At 67.6% G+C, this 15,527-nt stretch carries 16 protein-coding genes; 11 read left to right on the forward strand and 5 right to left on the reverse strand.

Translation table 11 applies throughout. The features are described from left to right. Nucleotides 1-108: 108 nt before the first annotated feature. Complete coding sequence (locus C3V38_RS17435; RefSeq protein ID WP_129591228.1) at nucleotides 109-780, reverse strand: helix-turn-helix domain-containing protein; 672 nt, start codon at nucleotides 778-780, stop codon at nucleotides 109-111. Between the two features lie 156 nt (nucleotides 781-936). Here C3V38_RS17435 and C3V38_RS16590 point away from each other — a divergent pair, with 156 nt between their 5' ends. From C3V38_RS16590 to C3V38_RS16600, 3 genes are all read left to right on the forward strand, one after another. Then, the gene (locus C3V38_RS16590; RefSeq protein WP_106386803.1) at nucleotides 937-1,293 is read left to right on the forward strand and encodes a hypothetical protein; all 357 of its coding nucleotides are present in this window, start codon (nucleotides 937-939) and stop codon (nucleotides 1,291-1,293) included. 86 nt (nucleotides 1,294-1,379) lie between these two features. Then, complete coding sequence (locus C3V38_RS16595; RefSeq protein WP_106386804.1) at nucleotides 1,380-2,030, forward strand: hypothetical protein; 651 nt, start codon at nucleotides 1,380-1,382, stop codon at nucleotides 2,028-2,030. Nucleotides 2,031-2,100: 70 nt separating this feature from the next. Continuing rightward, nucleotides 2,101-2,886 carry a helix-turn-helix domain-containing protein gene (locus tag C3V38_RS16600; RefSeq protein ID WP_106386805.1) on the forward strand — a complete coding sequence of 262 codons (786 nt, stop codon included), beginning with the start codon at nucleotides 2,101-2,103 and terminating at the stop codon, nucleotides 2,884-2,886. On the opposite strand, the gene C3V38_RS16605 is transcribed toward C3V38_RS16600, so the two are convergent. Then, complete coding sequence (locus tag C3V38_RS16605; protein ID WP_106386806.1) at nucleotides 2,883-3,659, reverse strand: alpha/beta fold hydrolase; 777 nt, start codon at nucleotides 3,657-3,659, stop codon at nucleotides 2,883-2,885. The two genes, C3V38_RS16600 and C3V38_RS16605, sit on opposite strands and share 4 nt — an antisense overlap. Nucleotides 3,660-4,433: 774 nt before the next feature. Here C3V38_RS16605 and C3V38_RS16610 point away from each other — a divergent pair. Both C3V38_RS16610 and C3V38_RS16615 read left to right on the forward strand, forming a co-directional pair. After that, nucleotides 4,434-5,114: a DUF6882 domain-containing protein gene (locus C3V38_RS16610; RefSeq protein ID WP_106386807.1), complete on the forward strand. Its 681-nt coding sequence runs from the start codon at nucleotides 4,434-4,436 to the stop codon at nucleotides 5,112-5,114. A 120-nt stretch (nucleotides 5,115-5,234) separates the two neighbouring features. After that, nucleotides 5,235-5,525 carry a hypothetical protein gene (locus C3V38_RS16615; RefSeq protein ID WP_106386808.1) on the forward strand — a complete coding sequence of 97 codons (291 nt, stop codon included), beginning with the start codon at nucleotides 5,235-5,237 and terminating at the stop codon, nucleotides 5,523-5,525. On the opposite strand, the gene C3V38_RS16620 is transcribed toward C3V38_RS16615, so the two are convergent. Both C3V38_RS16620 and C3V38_RS17690 read right to left on the reverse strand, forming a co-directional pair. Next, nucleotides 5,522-5,710 (reverse strand): hypothetical protein, encoded by a 189-nt coding sequence (locus tag C3V38_RS16620; protein ID WP_106386809.1) that lies wholly within the window; start codon nucleotides 5,708-5,710, stop codon nucleotides 5,522-5,524. The two genes, C3V38_RS16615 and C3V38_RS16620, sit on opposite strands and share 4 nt — an antisense overlap. A gap of 143 nt (nucleotides 5,711-5,853) precedes the next feature. Then, nucleotides 5,854-7,134 (reverse strand): AAA family ATPase, encoded by a 1,281-nt coding sequence (locus C3V38_RS17690; protein ID WP_165001190.1) that lies wholly within the window; start codon nucleotides 7,132-7,134, stop codon nucleotides 5,854-5,856. A gap of 149 nt (nucleotides 7,135-7,283) precedes the next feature. Between C3V38_RS17690 and C3V38_RS17695 the strand changes: the two genes are divergently transcribed. Together C3V38_RS17695 and C3V38_RS16630 are read left to right on the forward strand one after the other, a co-directional pair. Beyond that, nucleotides 7,284-8,081 carry a VWA domain-containing protein gene (locus C3V38_RS17695; RefSeq protein ID WP_165001191.1) on the forward strand — a complete coding sequence of 266 codons (798 nt, stop codon included), beginning with the start codon at nucleotides 7,284-7,286 and terminating at the stop codon, nucleotides 8,079-8,081. After that, on the forward strand, nucleotides 8,078-9,100 hold the full coding sequence (locus C3V38_RS16630) for a hypothetical protein (protein WP_106386810.1): 1,023 nt from the start codon (nucleotides 8,078-8,080) through the stop codon (nucleotides 9,098-9,100). Before C3V38_RS17695 ends, C3V38_RS16630 begins: the two co-directional genes overlap by 4 nt. Nucleotides 9,101-9,117: 17 nt before the next feature. Here C3V38_RS16630 and C3V38_RS17805 read toward each other — a convergent pair whose 3' ends face one another. Continuing rightward, complete coding sequence (locus tag C3V38_RS17805) at nucleotides 9,118-9,912, reverse strand: hypothetical protein (protein WP_217354176.1); 795 nt, start codon at nucleotides 9,910-9,912, stop codon at nucleotides 9,118-9,120. Nucleotides 9,913-10,053: 141 nt separating this feature from the next. Here C3V38_RS17805 and C3V38_RS16640 point away from each other — a divergent pair, with 141 nt between their 5' ends. From C3V38_RS16640 to C3V38_RS16655, 4 genes are all read left to right on the forward strand, one after another. Further along, nucleotides 10,054-10,737, forward strand: a complete 684-nt coding sequence (locus tag C3V38_RS16640; RefSeq protein ID WP_106386811.1) for a hypothetical protein — start codon at nucleotides 10,054-10,056, stop codon at nucleotides 10,735-10,737. A gap of 119 nt (nucleotides 10,738-10,856) precedes the next feature. Next, nucleotides 10,857-11,732, forward strand: a complete 876-nt coding sequence (locus C3V38_RS16645; protein ID WP_129591229.1) for a hypothetical protein — start codon at nucleotides 10,857-10,859, stop codon at nucleotides 11,730-11,732. 84 nt (nucleotides 11,733-11,816) lie between these two features. Continuing rightward, nucleotides 11,817-14,078, forward strand: coding sequence for an exonuclease domain-containing protein (locus C3V38_RS16650; RefSeq protein ID WP_106386813.1), 2,262 nt, complete (start codon nucleotides 11,817-11,819; stop codon nucleotides 14,076-14,078). Nucleotides 14,079-14,417: 339 nt separating this feature from the next. Further along, nucleotides 14,418-15,512, forward strand: coding sequence for an FtsK/SpoIIIE domain-containing protein (locus C3V38_RS16655; protein WP_165001192.1), 1,095 nt, complete (start codon nucleotides 14,418-14,420; stop codon nucleotides 15,510-15,512). Nucleotides 15,513-15,527 lie beyond the last annotated feature (15 nt).

Raw genomic sequence — 15,527 nt, forward strand, 5'->3', positions numbered from 1 at the left:
GCTTCGCAAACCGAATACCTGGCCGCCAGTGACGCCGGCCCGAGCGCAACGCTCTCACGCACTCCGCCGTACTCTCGGCGCGCTTCGAGCCATTACTGACCCATGCTCCTAGTGGCCCGGTCTTGCGGCCTCCAGCCGCTGTGAAAACGCCGCGCGTTGCTCCGGGCTGAGGGGGACGTCCCGACCAGCAAGCCAGCGGCGGTACAGCTGCTCTTCGGCGTCGGAACGGTCGTGGGTCATCTCGGCATCTAGGTACGGGCCCAGTGCAAGTTCCAGGATCGGCGGCAGCGAGTGATCTGCGTGGACGTTTCGCTCGAGCAAGCCAGTGACCCAATGGCCCACGATTGTCGAGACCACGCCGGTGTGCCGAATGTAGGCGCCGTGCAGCTCGGGATCCGCCAGGACCGCGTTGTTGGCGGACTGAAACTGGCGATCCAACTCGCGAAGGCTGGCGACCATCTGGGCGATCTCGTTGTTGGAGACCAGGAACTTTCCCTCGTCGAGAGACATGCGTGGCACGTTCTCTTTCGTTGGGGATGCAGGCAGGGGGACGGGGTCTCCGCCATTGAGGACGGCTCGGGCTGAGCCGGGAGCCCAGCGCAGCGCCGTGTCGAGCTTGTCGAGGGTTGACGAGCGCAGTGCCGGCCCAGTGCCGTTTTCAATCGCCCGAGTGCGGGTATCCGACGGTCCACCCTGCTGGTGAACCTGGGTGTATGAAAGGCCCAAAGCGAGACGGCGGGCGGCGACATGCTCGCCTAACCGGCGCTGTTCATCGGACATATGGACAGATTAGCGACCACTGTCGCGTTGACCTATCAACGACCAGGCAGGCCGGGCAGCCAGTCGCCAACTGCTGCACTCGGCACACCAGGTGGGAGCGTGTGGCCAGCGCGGCAACCGCAGCGCTCTACAGACGCAGGAAAGGAACCCACTGTCATGGCCATCACCGCTGCAATGCTGCTCGGCAAGGAGCACGCCCGGCATCTCGCAGCCGCCCTCCCGGGACGGTTCACCGGAAGACTGATCGACATCGGCGAGGACCGCGGAGTACGCGTCTCCCACAAGGACGACGGAAAGACCACTGGCTTCTGGGAGGCAGTGGCGGTCACCTCTTCCACGACGTGGGTGTGGTGGATGCCCAACCAGGACGTTCGTCGCGAGCGAGGCTCTGGCACCCTGCTCGCATCAGTCGATGCGCCCCTGCACTACCCGACGGAGTGGGCGGCGCGGGTTGCTGCAGCGATCAGCGAAGCCGGCCATCAGCGGGACGCGCATTGGATGAGTCCCCTGTGAGCTCGGCACGTGGTGGCGCGACACTGTTAGCCACACCGCCGACCCAGCTGTTTGGCGGATCCGTCGACCGCCGGCAGGAGGACGCAGTGAAGGATGCAGCCACCAGTGCGGGCCTTTTCATCCCCGGCGCTCCTGACATCGTGCACCCCCTCGGGTCGCTGGAGTTCGTCATGCTTCCCGCCACGGGCAGGTACGTGCCCAGCTCGCGGTGGCGGCCGACGGTGATGCTCGACGGCCAGGACTATCGGTGCGCGATCGTGGCTCCGGACGGGCGGATTGCGGCGACGGCCGTAGGTTCTGGGCACGACTTGCCGTGGGTGGAGCTCAAACCCGCCGGCGCGGAGTTCGCTGCGGAGTGCGCGCGCATGCCGGCGATCGGGTCGTGCGTGCCCGGAGCGGAGTTGGAGACGGTGGTACAGCATCTGGTGGCCGAAGAGCTGCTGTCGGACTGGTGCCTCCGTCGGTCGGTCGATGCGTTGGTGTGGGCCGGCGTGGAGGGGGCCGAGCGGGGCCAGTGGTATGCCGAGCCGGCGTTGTCTTCGTGGGTCGCCGGTGATGTCGCAGTGCTGTGCGATAGTCGCGCTGATGCGGCGTGGGTGTGGCGTGAGGGCACCCGCGTCCCGGCTTGGCAGGGGGACGAGAGATTGAGCCATGCCGGCAGGGTCGATAGTCGAGCGTGGCCTTCCGTTTCGGGGAGTCCGATTGAAGGCGAGCTGTTCCCGGTTCGGGGGTCATGATGGACGCACCGAATCAATCTGGGGGCCGTACTGTGAGAATCGCGGGGGATGCAAAGGTGCGAGGTGACTGATGGCGACGCAGAGGGAGACCCTCGGCGCATTTCTGCGTGACCTTCGGGAGCGAACTGATCGAAGTCATCTGCCTCTACGGATGGCAACGAAGTCTCGCCGCAGGAAGGGCATGTCACGTGACGAGGTGGCGGCGTTGGCGCAGTGCTCGTCGTCGTACATCGAGAAGATCGAGCGCGACGTCGCCACCAATGTTTCCACGGAGATCGTGCTGGCCTTGGCTCATGCCGTTGGGGCGTCGGAGCATCACGTCTCTCATGCGTTGACCTTGGCGGGAGGAGAGCCGTGGGGTCTGGCTGGCGCGTTGGAGGACCCGGCCATCACTCCGGAGCAACGCACGTATGTCGACTCGCTGGCACCCCATCTGGCGGGTTATGTCGACCTCGCCTGGAATGTTCTTTATGCCAATAGTGAGTACCGCCGGGTGTTTCGGGGAATCAAAGAGTATGGGAATGTGCTTTTTTGGCTCCTGGAATGCCCTGATGCGAAAAACATCATGTTGGATTGGTATGAAGAGACCCATTTAACAGTCACGTGGGCGCGTTCTCTGTCGGCTTTGCAGTCCGTGCGCGAAGAATACGACCGTGTATTCGGGAGGCTCGATCACATTCCCGAGTTTCGGGAGATGTATTACGGCGCCGATCCGACTTTGGGGCGAGAAGACCCGGCACAGCGGATCTGCGATCCTGATGACGGATCGAAGTTCCGGCTGGACGTGAACTTGTGGAGCCCCCCGGCCGCTACTGCGGGCTGGCAAATGTATCTCGGTGTGCGGGTGCCGAATTAGCCGTTGCTGCAGGAGTCGAGAAACGCGGAGATCGCCGTGTTGACGACGTGGGGGTGAGTCACGTGCGGAGTGTGAGCCGCGCCCGGCACCGTGACCGCGGCCGTCAGCGCCGGCAGCTGGTCGATCAGGGACTGGGCACGCTCAGCGCTGATGGCCTGATCGCCTGAGCCGCGAACCAGGAGCGCCGGGCAGGTGATCTCTCCCAGCCGCGACGTGATGTCGTCGCGATTGAGCAGGCAGTCGCCTGCCGGGGCGACCGGGATGCCGTGGCGTTGCTGCCACACGGCGGACCAGGACGCTGCGACCTGCGGGTCTCCGATGATCTGCTCGGCGAGTGGGCCGGTCAGCTCGGGCGTGGGCCCCTGGGAGTCCCATGTGGCGAACAGCTCGCGGTAGGACTGCTGCTCGAGCTCGGGGGAGGGTCCGGCCTCGCTGGCAATCAGGATGAGCCCGGAGACTCGGTCGGGGTGGGCCAGCGCCATGCGCAGGCCGATGAACCCGCCCTGCGAGTGCCCGACGATGGTTGCTGCGTCGACCCCTTCGGCGTCCATCACGGCGATCACGTCGTCGGCCTGGTCCCAGAAGCTGTAGGGGGTCGCCCCGTGAGGGGTGTCGCCGTGGCCGCGGGAGTCGATCCGGATCACGGTGTGGGTCTTGGAGAAGAGGGCGGCTTGGTTGTCGAATAGGGCGGTCGACATGAAGAAGCCGTGGAGCATTACTAGGGCCGGACCTTGCCCTTCAACGACGTAATTCACATTGGTTGACGAATCCATAAAAAGCCTTTCTCGAAAAGCGGATAGCAGGAGAAACTAAAACACACATTGCCAGTGCGTGCAATGAAAATGTGTGTGGTGCGCATTTGAAGCTACAGATGTAATCTGATCGCGCGGTACTCGGACGTTTTCGCTGCGAAGATCGCTCCGGCTCACAATGACTTACGAGCCCATCGGATACTAACTGCATTGGGGAAGTTGGCCCTCACCTCCGCCCGGGTGAGGGCCAACCCTATTCCCCGGAACACCGAAGGCGATAGGCCTCGGCGCTGCGGAGCCCGGACCCCGCACCGAGGAACCCCACGACAGATCTCCGCTAGGCACACGCCCCCAACCGGGGCCGCATGTACGCGCGGTCGACCAGTACCGACACCCGGGTCCGATCCATCACCACCGTGATCGGTACGCGCCCAGACCTGCCCTCCCCGGCCCCGAGCCCACAGTCGGTGCGAACCCAGACTGCGGTCGCCTCTCCAGAGGCCCTCGCGCGACCTGCACCCCGCCAGCCGCCCACCACCGAGCCCCGATCGGCCAGACACCAAACTCGCGGAACAGCCCGACGGTGTCGGCGCCGGCAGCCACTGAAACCGGCCCGGGGCTCGTCTACACTCGGCCGCACGGCTCATCGAGCCTTCCCGCACGGGTTCCCAGGGGTGGGTTCCATGCGCGGGAGTAGAGCGCCCCACCGCACAGGCTGGGGCGCTCTACGTTTCGATCGGGGCGACACGAGGCACCCTTACCCTCATCGTCAGACACTCACGACGGAGGAACCCCGTGGCCACGACCGCCCCACCTCGCAGAACTCTCGACGACGCCGTCGACCGGGGCCTTTTGTTCGCGCACGAGCACCAGCTGCACTTCGTATCGCTGGTCGGCGCCACACCCCGGTGGCGACTCATCCCCACGCTGGGGACCTCCCAGTTCGAGGGACGCCGCAGCTTGGACTGCGACACCCAGATCATCGGAGTGGTCAAAGCCGGCACCTGGGAATGGGCGTGGGCATCACCGAACGTCACTCGTGGCCGCCAGATCCAGGCCGAGGCCGCGTACCGCTTCGGCCAGGCCCGCAACATGCCGGTGTTCACCACCCCGCGATTGGAGCTCGAAGCCGGAGACGCCCGGCGGCTCGTCATCGGCGCATCGTCGATCCACCGGTGGTGGACGTCGTTCGCGTTCGGGGTGGACGGCATGGTCATGCACGGGGCGCTACGTCACCCCGCCCTCGAACTGCCCGACCCGACACCGGCGACCGTCCGACAGACCCTCGACCCGAGCCACTGGACCACTGCGCCTCACAACGCACGACGCGCAATCCGTTCGTACGCCACGTTGAGGAAACTGACCCGCCAGGAGCGCCGCGACCGCACGGCGATGCGATTGAGCTGGGCCAATCAGTGGCAAGTCACCGCCCACTTCACCGCAGACGGCGCCCTGGAAGGTGTTACCGGCGACTAGTCGGAAAGCCGTCGATGCTCTAGCCACACACGCGTCGAGCAGGCATGCTGGTGTGCAGACCGGCGCTCCCCAGCGAAGCCAAGCAGGGCGCGCATCCGGCCAGCGCCCCGGAGGGCCTCCATGCCAATCCGTATCTCCCTCGCCGACAACTCCCTCGCCGGCGACAGTGACGACCACTTCATCGCCACCGGACACATCCGTACTGCACTGCGGCACCCCGACGGCGCGGTGGTGGTGTTCCACGACGGCACCGTCACCGCTGGCTCCTGGTCCGCGGTGTGCCGCGCATACCCGCAGCCGATGCGCCGTGTCTTCGCACGTCGGGAGCTGGACATGCTCGTGGACGCGGTAGGCATTGTCGCAACCGCCAAGCTGGCCAACACCCAGATCGTTGACTGGGTGATCGCCTAAATCGCCTGGACCGACGTCACCTCGGCGCCTGTCGTGTTCGCGCCCAGCAGGGCCGTGTCGCTGCCGGTGGCGTACATCTCGACGATGTCGGCACTGAACTTCTCGATGAGCTCGCCGGAGAGCTCCTCGCAGAACGGCACCACCACATCCCGGCCGAAACGGCAGACCCGGCCGATGTCGGGCACGGGAGCCCCACACTGGCGGGCCCACACATACGCGGCCGTAGCCACGCGCCTGGACTCAGCGAACCCACCGGGCCCGGAAACCGTCACCAGCAGTGTCGTTGCCTCCCCGACCTGGGTCGGGCGCGCCCACCGGGGAAGCCCGGTCACTGCAGCTCCTGCTGCACCAGTGGCCCGACGGGCGAGCCGAACACCTCGACCAGGACGTCGAGCACCTCAGGCTGGTGCTGCGGCTCCGGGCACGCAGCGAACAGCATCGACGCCGCGACTTGGACGCCCATCCCCATGTCGAGAGCCTTCTGCGACTTGAGCAGATGGTCAGTTTGGGGCGCCCACCCTGGCCGGCGCCCGGACTGGCCCGCCACCGCGGCCCGCGCAGCCAGCAGCCGGCCCACGCGGACCAGGCGGGCATCGACACCCAGTTCGGCCACGAGGCCGTAGTCAGTGGTGGCTTCGAGCTGCAGAGGAAAGCGGCGCAGAATTGCCGCATCGAGGGGCCGCACACCGACCCCGGTCTGGTTGTAGGTGACGACGATGTGGAATCCGTCGGCGGCGTGCAGCACCGGCTCGTCGGGCAGTGCGTCGATGACGAGCATCCGACGGTCGTCGGCGGGGCCCATGAGCACGTTGATCGTGTCGGATGGCGCTCGAGTCAGATCGTCGATCAGCAGCACCTTGCCCTGACGCATGGCCTCGGCCAGTGGGCCGTACGCGAACCGGTACCCGGGACCGTCTTCGCGCGGGATCCACTTACCGACCAGGTCATCGACGGCCAGGTCGCCGTGCCCTTCGACGACAATCAGGTCTTCTCCGAACGCCGCCTCGGCGAGCATGGTCTTGCCGTTGCCCGACGCGCCCACGATGCGGGTGAACAGGGAGCCACGCGCCTGGCGCAGGATCTGCACATCGGTAGTGTCGCCGACCGGCCGGGGACGGTAGACGCGCCCGTCGCGCAGTGGCACCGACTCCAGCGGGCCGGCGAAGCTGGCGGGTGTGGACGAGGGGGAGGGCTGGACCGGTTCGGGATCCGGTGTCGCCTCTAATTCCGGCACCGCGAGGGCCGCCTGAACACTGCCTTCCAGGTCACCGAGCATCGACGCGGCCGGGGGCGATCCCTCCAGCAGCTGCACCAACTGCTCGTGCGTGGGTCCTTCATCGTCGACCTGCAGGTAGGCCACATCGGCGAACGCCCGCGCGGGCGCCGCCTCGGTGAACGCCTCCCCGGCCTCTTTGCTCAGCAGGGACGCATCCGCCGAGAGCATCAGCCCCGACTGCCCTCGGTAAGCGGCCACCAGTTGCGGGCCGGCCTCCGGGTCACACCACAGCAGCATCGCATCGGGCTGGCCTGCGCCGCGGGGCGCCTTGCCCCTACGTCTCCACCAGGCGACGGGCAGCGTGGTGGTCAGGGCAGTGGCAGTCGAGGTCATGGGCGGGGATCCTTCATCGTGTCGGAGTGCGCGGCTAGGGTGTGGCGCCCAGTATGCGGGGCCACTGTGGCGGTGTGGCACCACAGCGGCACGGGCGCAGGGCACCATCACTGGCACCGCAAACCGCCTACCCCTGGAGCTGTTTCCCCGTGATCTCCTCGCGCCCACTCGTGACCTACCCACTACGGGAGGCGTCTGTCGTCGAACAGGACTCCGCCACCGCGGTCGCGGAACGCTTGGACCGGGCCGCCGACCGCGGAATGGACGAAGCCACCGTCGCCTACCCAGTCCCGCCCGGGCGGGTCGACATGAGCCAGGCGATGCAGTCCGATGCGCAGGCCTACCTCGGGCTGCCGAGTTCGGCGACCCCGTTCCGTAGAAGACAGCGACGCATCCTGCGGCGCCCCGCCCAGCGGGTCGGCATCGCCATCGACCATTCGCCCTCGATGCACGACGTCCTGGACGCGGCCGTCGCTGCGGCGTGGGTAGTGGAGGTGGCCGCCTCGCGCGCCCGGCAGGCACGCAGCACCGTTGCACTGTCGACGTTCGACACCACGGCCCACCTGGTCGAGTCGGGCTCGACCACGCACGTACCGGTGCTTTCGACCGCCGCTCCCGGCGCCGGGAACCACTCCTCAGCGCTGCCGGAGTCGCTCGAGCTGCTGCGGGGGCAGCTGGAGCTGGACCACTTCCCTGACGACTCCCGGCTGGTCGTGGTGATCTCTGACAGCGTGCTGGCAGAGCCGGAGCGGGTCGCCCACGCGATCGACGATCTGCACGCAAGTGGCGTGCGGGTGCTGTGGATCTCGATCGACGAAGACGTCCCCGCATACCTCCCGGCCGCGACGGCCACTCTCACCGCGACCAAGGAGACGCTGATGCGGGCCTTGCCCGACGCGGTCACCCAGGCACTGAGCGACACCGAGAACCCGGAGGGATACCAATGACCGCCTGGCAGGACAGCCTTTCGCGTGGCGACAGCATGGTCGCCTGGTCTCCGGGCCGCGCAGCCCGGCAGGCCGTGGCCTGGCGGTACGCGTTCGCGCACTGGCTGACTTCTGATCAGGCCGCACTGATGCGGTACGTGCCAGAGCAGCAGCAGGCGCTGAGTTGGTGGGCAGCCACACGCGGTGATGAGCGCGCCGACATCTCCGAAGTGATGCCGGCCTGGCTGTCGACCTTCTACGGGGTGGACACCACCGATCTGGAGGTCAGCGCGGACGATTCACTGTCGCTCACGGCCCGCCGCATCGGCAGACTGTGCGCACTGCGCTCGCAACAGATCCGCACCGCCGGCCCAGTCGTGGTGGACCCCACCTCCCAGGCCGCACTTCTGGCGATGGTCGACACCGACCGATACCGGGGGCCTGACGCCAAGGCCCTAGCCGCACTGCCTGACACGGGACTGCTGGTGTTCCCTCACCCCATCCTGCGAACCGGGAAGGTGGAAGGCCCGACCCTGCTGGCCGAACCCGCCACCCCATCGCCCCTACGAGCCATCTGCTGGTCGAGCGAGGCCACAACGCAGGGGCCCGCCATCAGGGTGCTGGACCTGGCCGACATGAGCGGGCAGTGGGGCCGCACCGGCGACGCGGCGTTCGATGCGCAGGTGCGGCAGCAACTGTCAGCGGCGCATCAGCAACTGCCGCCGCTGATGTTCCACGGGGAGGTGGCCGTAGTTGCCGGCGCGGTTGACGGCGCGCAGCAGGCCCAGCGATCCCTGGTCAGTGCCGGCAAGGAGCGGCGGGGCCGGGCGGCCTCACCGTGGTCACCCCAGACTGTTCTGGTCGACGAGGACGGGCTCCTGGCGTCGCGGGTGCTCAGTGTCTTCGCCCATGCGGTTACTGCGCCACTACTGGAAGGCAGTGAGAAGACTGTGCCCACGCCCGGTTCCGCGCGCGATTCGGGGGCGGGCAGCCTGACCGCAGTGAAGGTCTACAACCGGCCTGGGGGATCTGCGCCGTAGTCGCCCCGGCGGCCCGCTTACCGGATCTGCAGCCTCGGAACATTCGGCACCTGCACTGGGGCCAGCTGCACATCCGGTGCAGGAGCCGGTGCAGGAGCCGGTGCGGGCGCCGGGGCAGGCGCAGGGGCCGGTGCGGGCGCAGGGGCCGGTGCGGGCGCAGCCTGCCGGACCGGCGGCTGATACTGCTGCACTGGCGGCTGATACTGCTGAACAGGGGGCTGATACCGCGGAGCAGGGGCCGGTGCGGGGGCCGGTGCGGGGGCCGGGGCAGCCTGCCGCGCAGCCGCCGGCGGAGACGACGCGGCCCTTGCCGCAGCCTCCCGCTCCTCGGCCTTCTTCCGCTCCTCTTCCTTGCGCTTGTCCTCTTCCTTCTTCCGCGCCTCTTCCTTGCGCTTCTCCGCCTCGGCTTCACGCTCGGCAACGAACTCCGACATCGCCTCCGAGTCGAAACCCGACTGGGGCCCCGCGACCGGCTTGCGGTCCACGATCGGCGCAGCAGCCGCCTCCGGGGCGGCATCTTCCTCCGCCGCCACCGATTGGACATTGCCGGCGTCGCCACTGGCGTTGCCCAACACCATCCAGCCGCCGGCGCCGATGACGGCCGCCAGGGCGACACCCGAAGCCAGCTTCAACGCCGGCGACTTGGAGGACCGCGCGACGGACGAGGACGCGGCAGGGCGGGGACTGGGCTCGGCGCGCTCACCCGTTCGCGAGTCGGCCTCGAGGACTGCCTGGTCCTCAACATCGGCCTTCTGCGCGCGCTCAGCCTGAGCGGCTCGAATCGCTTCCGCTCGCGACATCGACTGCGTCATACCTGGCCCCTCCCCTGCATGTCCCGATACCTCATCCTATGCCCGACACGTGCCGGCCCCAATGGCCTCACACAGCCGACAAACCCCGGCGATACGGTCTGTGCACAACCACCGTTCACCATCGCCTACCCCGGAGTGACCATGACCCAGCAGCACACGTTGGATCTGACTGGCCAGCGCGGCCACTGGGGATACACACGCACTCAGGGGCTATGGGCACAGGTGCGCACCCCGCACGGGATGGTCAGCGTCGGCGACAGTGAGCCCCAGCTGCGCACCCTCGGGGCACTGGCGGCGGCACTGGATTGCGAGGACACCTGCAGCAGTGCTGGCATCACCCTCGCCGATGTCTTCGACGAACTGGACCGGACATGGAAAGCGGCCCCCGGCGAGCCGACGTGGACCACCGCGCGTATCGCCCGCCGCGACGCCGCCCGACACCTCGTGGCCCACCACGGCATGAGCGTCGCCGCCGCGGCCCATTACTGCGGCGCCTGGGCCGACGACCTCCCACCGCTGCCCGAGCGAGATCGCTTAGCCGACCCGACTGGCCGCTGGTGGATCACTGAGGACGGCACCCTGGCGCGCAGTTACGGTCACACCGAGCTGTCCGAACTCTGCGTGGTCGCGCATCGGTCAGTGCGGGCGACCTACTGCCTGTACGTGCTCCCCGGTTTGCCACACGTGGGCAAGGAGACGCGGATGCGGGAGATGCAGTGGTGGACCCCGATAGACGCCGCGACCGCCGAGGAAGTCGTGCAGCGGTGGGGAACCGCCCCAGGTCTCGTGGCGTATATCGACGACAACATCGACTGCGTCCGCTGACCCGCACCGCTCCCTTCGCAGGACACCACACCGGCAAGAGCGGCTGAGACGATCTACGCCGACAACCCACCCGGACCTGGTACGGATCGCTCACCGAGCCGCCGAAGAGGAACCCCCACATGACTGCCCCGACCGTGCTCTGCAGCCACGACGACTGCGACCGACCCCCCGTTGCTCGTGGCCGATGCAAGCGCCACTACGTTGCGTACCGCAAGCGCATGAGCCTCTACGGCAAGTGGGAGATCGGCTACGTCGACGCCAACGCTGCTCGCGACCGCGTCCTCGCGCTCGTCGACGCAGGGATGCCCCTCGCGCAGATCGCCGCCCGCATCTATACCGACCCGTGCGTTTTGCAGCGCCTCAAGAACCATCCGGGCGGCGAGGGGCTCCAGGCATCTCGTCGGGTTGTGGACGCGATCCTGGCGCTGGACCCGAGCGTCGTCTACACCGCCTACCTCGACGCTGCCGATGAGGCGCACGTTGATGGGACCGGTAGCCGCCGGCGGCTGCGCAGCCTTGTCGCCGTCGGGTGGACGCAGCGTGAGCTCGCCGAACGCTGCGACTGGGTCTACGAGAACTTGAACTACTTCATCAACCACGAGGACCGCGGTTTAACCGCTGCCGCCGCACGGCGCGTTGCCGCCGTCTTCACCGAGCTGCAGCTTCACCCAGAGGGCGGGCCATCGACGAAGGCGCGTCGCCTGGCTCGCGCCAAGGGGTGGGTTCCGCCGCTGGCGTGGGACGAGGACACGATCGACGACCCCCACGCGCGCCCTGCTGAGCTCCCCGACGACGACCGGGAACACATCGTGGACGAAATCCTGGTTGAGCGTTGCGTCGCGGCGTGGCGATCCAAGACCCCGACTCCGTACATCCCTCGCGAGGACCGGCCGGCAGTCGCCGCCGCTCTCCTGAGGGCCGGGGCAACCCGCACCTCCGCCAGCGAACTCGTCGGGTGGTCGCTACCGACGCTGGCCAAGCGGCTGAGCGCCTGAGCACGAGCTCGTCATGTCGGATCGCGAAGGTACGTTCCTGACCATCGGGATCGAACTGCAGGATGAACAGCAAGGCAGGCAGTCATGAGCGAGAAGTCGCCCTCCATCATCACGCCACGCACCGTTCGCCGGCCTGAGCCGGGCAAGCGCGGGGTACTGACCCGCGCCCCGTTCGTCGCTGTAGACGTCGAGACGACGGGGACCGCTGACGTATGCCGCGTGATCGAAATAGCGGCCGCCCGGTACAGCCCCGACGGGACCTTGATCGACACCTACTCGTCGTTGGCTAACCCCGGCATGAACGTGCCCCTCAACCCTGCTGCGCAGAAGGTGCACGGCATCACCCCGGCCCAGGTGTGGGCGGCGCCGCCCATCGAGACGGTTCTCGCCGAGTTCCGCGAGTTCGTGGCGGGCCAAGGCCTCGTGGCCCACAACCTCAGTTTCGAGTCGAGGTTCCTGAGCAGCGAATACCACCGGCTGGAGCAGGCCCCGCCCCAGTGGCAGGGCGTGTGCACTCTGGCTGCCGCACGCCGCCACTTCAAGTCCCCGTCCAACAAGCTCGCGGCGCTGATTGAGCTGTTCAACTTGCCCGCGATCAACTCGCACCGCGCGTTGGACGATGCGAAGGCGTGTGGCCTGCTGCTGTCAGCGATGATGGCGGCCCGAAATCTCACCGACCTCGATCCCCTTACCGCCCCGGTCGTCGACAACGATCCCGGGCCGCGGGAACACCTCACGGTCTCGGCCACCGCGCCCACGCCCTCTGCGGACCCGGCTCTGACCCGCGCAGCTTTCGGAGGGCACGCGCCCACCGATGAGCAGTCCGCCATCGTGGACAGCTTCCAGCAAGGGCAGCAGTTGACGGTCTCAGCATGTGCCGGGTCGGGCAAGACCTCTACCGTGCTCGGCCTGGCCCGACTGGAGGCGGCCCGTAACCCCGGCCGACGGGGGCTGTACATCGCGTTCAACGCCTCCGTCGCCCGTGAAGCCAAGGGCCAGTTCCCGCAGCAGGTGCGAGCCTCGACAGCGCACTCGTTGGCGTTCAGCAGCCTCAAGGACGGGCCGCACGCGGATCTGCTGGGAAAGCTCAACGCGCCCCGCCCACGTTGGCGCGACACCATCGACGCGCTGGCGGCCACCAAACTGTGGCTGCCAGCGGACTACGGCGGGCCGCGCGTCCTCTCGGAGTACGTGATGGCTCGGCTTGCTCTGCGCACCCTCGAGCAGTTCTGCCGCACCACTGACGAGGGGATCGGCCCGCACCACGTGCCGGAGCAGACGGGCGTGGAGGGGCCGGCGCGGGAGCTCATGGTCGACCAGGTGCTTCCCCTGGCGCGGAGGGCATGGCGGTTGGCGCTGAACCCGCACCGATTCGAGGTGCAGTTCCAGCATGACCACTACCTCAAGCTGTGGGCCGATACCGGACCGAAGGTCGGGAGGGAAGACGACTACATCGTGGTCGACGAGGCTCAGGACCTGAACCCGATCCTGCGCGAGATCGTGCTGTCGCAAACCCACCTGCAGCGGGTCATGGTCGGAGATAGCGCCCAAGCGATCTACGGCTTCACCGGCGCCAAAGACGCCCTGCACGACGTGCCTGATGCGGTCGAGCGGGCTCTGACCCAGTCCTGGAGGTTCGGCGACACCATCGCCGAGGCCGCGAACCTGTATCTCGAGCAGCTCGGAGTGGCGATGCGGGTACGGGGCAACCCCGGCAAGCATTCACGGCTGACCGCTGGGGATCGGCCGGTCGACGCCGTGCTGTGCCGCACCAACGCTGACGCGATCGGCGAAGTGATCGCTGCGCAGAAGGCCGGCAAGGCCACTGCCCTCGAGGGGGACCGGGCGGCGGCGCTGCGGTTCTGCGACTCCGCGGAACAGCTGCAGGCCGGTATCTCGCCGAGGGATCCGTCGCTGGCGGCGTTCTCGAGCTGGCTGGACCTGGTGGAGTACGTGGAGAACAGTCCCGGCGTTTCGGAGATCAAGACGCTGGTGGAGCTGGTCGACGACCACGGCCTGGACGTGGTGCGCGATGCGATGGAGAACCTGGTCCCCAGATCACGTGCGGCGCTAATTTCAGGTACTGCACACAAGGCCAAGGGGCTGGAGTTCTCGCGGGTGCGCATCAACGGGAACTGGCAGATCGACGAGCCCAGGCCCGACGTCAGCGAAGAGGCACGCAACGCCGAGCTGATGCTCGCCTACGTCGCGCTGACCCGCGCCATGGACGAACTCGACCCCGGGCAACTGCTCACCGACATCGAGCGGTCCCGCATCCAGCCCGACCTTCCCGGCACGCCCACCGCCACCGACGGGGGCCTGTTCACGCTTCCCCTCACCGGCTGAGCAGACAGACTCACGCCGGCCAGTGGTAGGCGCGAAGCGTCCTGGGGGACGCAGTCTTGTCCGGCCATCGCCCGAGAACTGGTTGAGCCGGCCTGAGAGCCCCACAGCTTCGCCGTCAGGCGGTGAGGGGCCGGCGGCACGGGCCGCTGTTAGCGTGCGGAGCACGGGCGGCCGGATGTGCGCCCGTCGCTGATGCACTTTCTGGGCTCCCGCGCAGCCCACCGTGCGCCGGAGGCCAAGGTCCCTGAGGATCACATCCGCACCCCGTCTGGACACGGCTGGCACTTGCCGTGGTGCGCGGGCCCACACGCCAGCCCATCGCCGACGAGGAGTCACCTCATGGTCAAGAACAGCCGCCGTAAGAAGCGGATCCGAGCAGCAGCCGCCGAAGCGGGCAGCAACTACACCTCCGCCCTACGCAAGGATTTAACAGCTCAGCAGGCTCCCGAACTGCCGTCCGAATACTGGTTCCCCAATCACGGGACCCCGGAGTTCGACGAAGCGATCAAGCTCGCCCGCCAGGGCATCCTCCGGTTCGGGCCCCAGGAGGGTGGGGGGTGGCTGGATTGGAACCTCAACGAGACCCCCCACGGCCTGTTCGGTGGCAAAACCGGCTCCGGGAAGTCGGTGGCCCTGTTGATCGTGCTGTTCTACGCGATGTACTTGCCTGAACAGGTGGAGGTGATCGTGTGCGACCCCAAGGGGACCGAGTTTTCCTGGGCCACCGAGTTCCCTTCGGTGATCCGCTACGCCCACTCCGATGAGGACATCTGTGACGCCCTTGAGCTCGCAGGCGAGCGACTCGACACGGTTACCAGGCTTCTCAATCGCACCGGGGTTCGCAAGCTGTCGTGGCTGCGTGAGGAGTACGCCCATAATCCGGAGTTGGAAGCCCAATTCGGTCCCGCCCCCAAGCGGCTCATCGTCGTCTTCGATGAGATCGCAGAGTTCTTGGTCCGCGCCGCGGACGATTCGCTCGAGGAGCGTAAGGGTGAGGCGCGGATGCGGCTGGAGCGCATCGGCCGACTCGGTCGAGCTCCCGAGGTCAATATCGTGTGCACCGCGCAGAAACCGGACTCCGAAGTCATGTCTATTCAGTTGCTCAGCCAACTGCCGTTCCGTCTCGGTTTCGGCCCCCTGGGCGAGGACGAATCGCGGGTAATCCTCTACTCCGGCCACGGCGCCCGCCTCCCAGCGGCCGACATCCCCGATGGTCGTGCGTGGGCCTATGAGCCGATGCACGGGCACCGGCAGGTGCAGGTGATGTTCCTGCCCGCCGGCCCGCTGCCCCGCCCCTGGGACCTGGACCGGGACGTGCCGGGCGCGCGCGAGCTGATCCGTGACCGACTGGCCCAGCTGGGTTACCGGCAGGTGACGGGGGCAAAAGGTAACGGCGGGGGACCTCGGTGGGTTCGGCCTACCTCAGCTGCTTGACGGTCAGAAACGGCC

It is taken from the genome of Dietzia sp. oral taxon 368 (genome assembly GCF_002999155.1).
Lineage (GTDB): Bacteria > Actinomycetota > Actinomycetes > Mycobacteriales > Mycobacteriaceae > Dietzia > Dietzia cinnamea.

Excerpts from the sequence above, each read along its gene's own strand:
- C3V38_RS17435 (WP_129591228.1), bottom strand. The coding sequence starts at position 780 with ATGTCCGATGAACAGCGCCGGTTAGGCGAGCATGTCGCCGCCCGCCGT.
- C3V38_RS16590 (WP_106386803.1), top strand. The coding sequence starts at position 937 with ATGGCCATCACCGCTGCAATGCTGCTCGGCAAGGAGCACGCCCGGCAT.
- C3V38_RS16600 (WP_106386805.1), top strand. The coding sequence starts at position 2,101 with ATGGCGACGCAGAGGGAGACCCTCGGCGCATTTCTGCGTGACCTTCGG.
- C3V38_RS16605 (WP_106386806.1), bottom strand. The coding sequence starts at position 3,659 with ATGGATTCGTCAACCAATGTGAATTACGTCGTTGAAGGGCAAGGTCCG.
- C3V38_RS16615 (WP_106386808.1), top strand. The coding sequence starts at position 5,235 with ATGCCAATCCGTATCTCCCTCGCCGACAACTCCCTCGCCGGCGACAGT.
- C3V38_RS17690 (WP_165001190.1), bottom strand. The coding sequence starts at position 7,134 with ATGACCTCGACTGCCACTGCCCTGACCACCACGCTGCCCGTCGCCTGG.
- C3V38_RS16630 (WP_106386810.1), top strand. The coding sequence starts at position 8,078 with ATGACCGCCTGGCAGGACAGCCTTTCGCGTGGCGACAGCATGGTCGCC.
- C3V38_RS17805 (WP_217354176.1), bottom strand. The coding sequence starts at position 9,912 with ATGACGCAGTCGATGTCGCGAGCGGAAGCGATTCGAGCCGCTCAGGCT.
- C3V38_RS16640 (WP_106386811.1), top strand. The coding sequence starts at position 10,054 with ATGACCCAGCAGCACACGTTGGATCTGACTGGCCAGCGCGGCCACTGG.
- C3V38_RS16645 (WP_129591229.1), top strand. The coding sequence starts at position 10,857 with ATGACTGCCCCGACCGTGCTCTGCAGCCACGACGACTGCGACCGACCC.
- C3V38_RS16650 (WP_106386813.1), top strand. The coding sequence starts at position 11,817 with ATGAGCGAGAAGTCGCCCTCCATCATCACGCCACGCACCGTTCGCCGG.
- C3V38_RS16655 (WP_165001192.1), top strand. The coding sequence starts at position 14,418 with ATGGTCAAGAACAGCCGCCGTAAGAAGCGGATCCGAGCAGCAGCCGCC.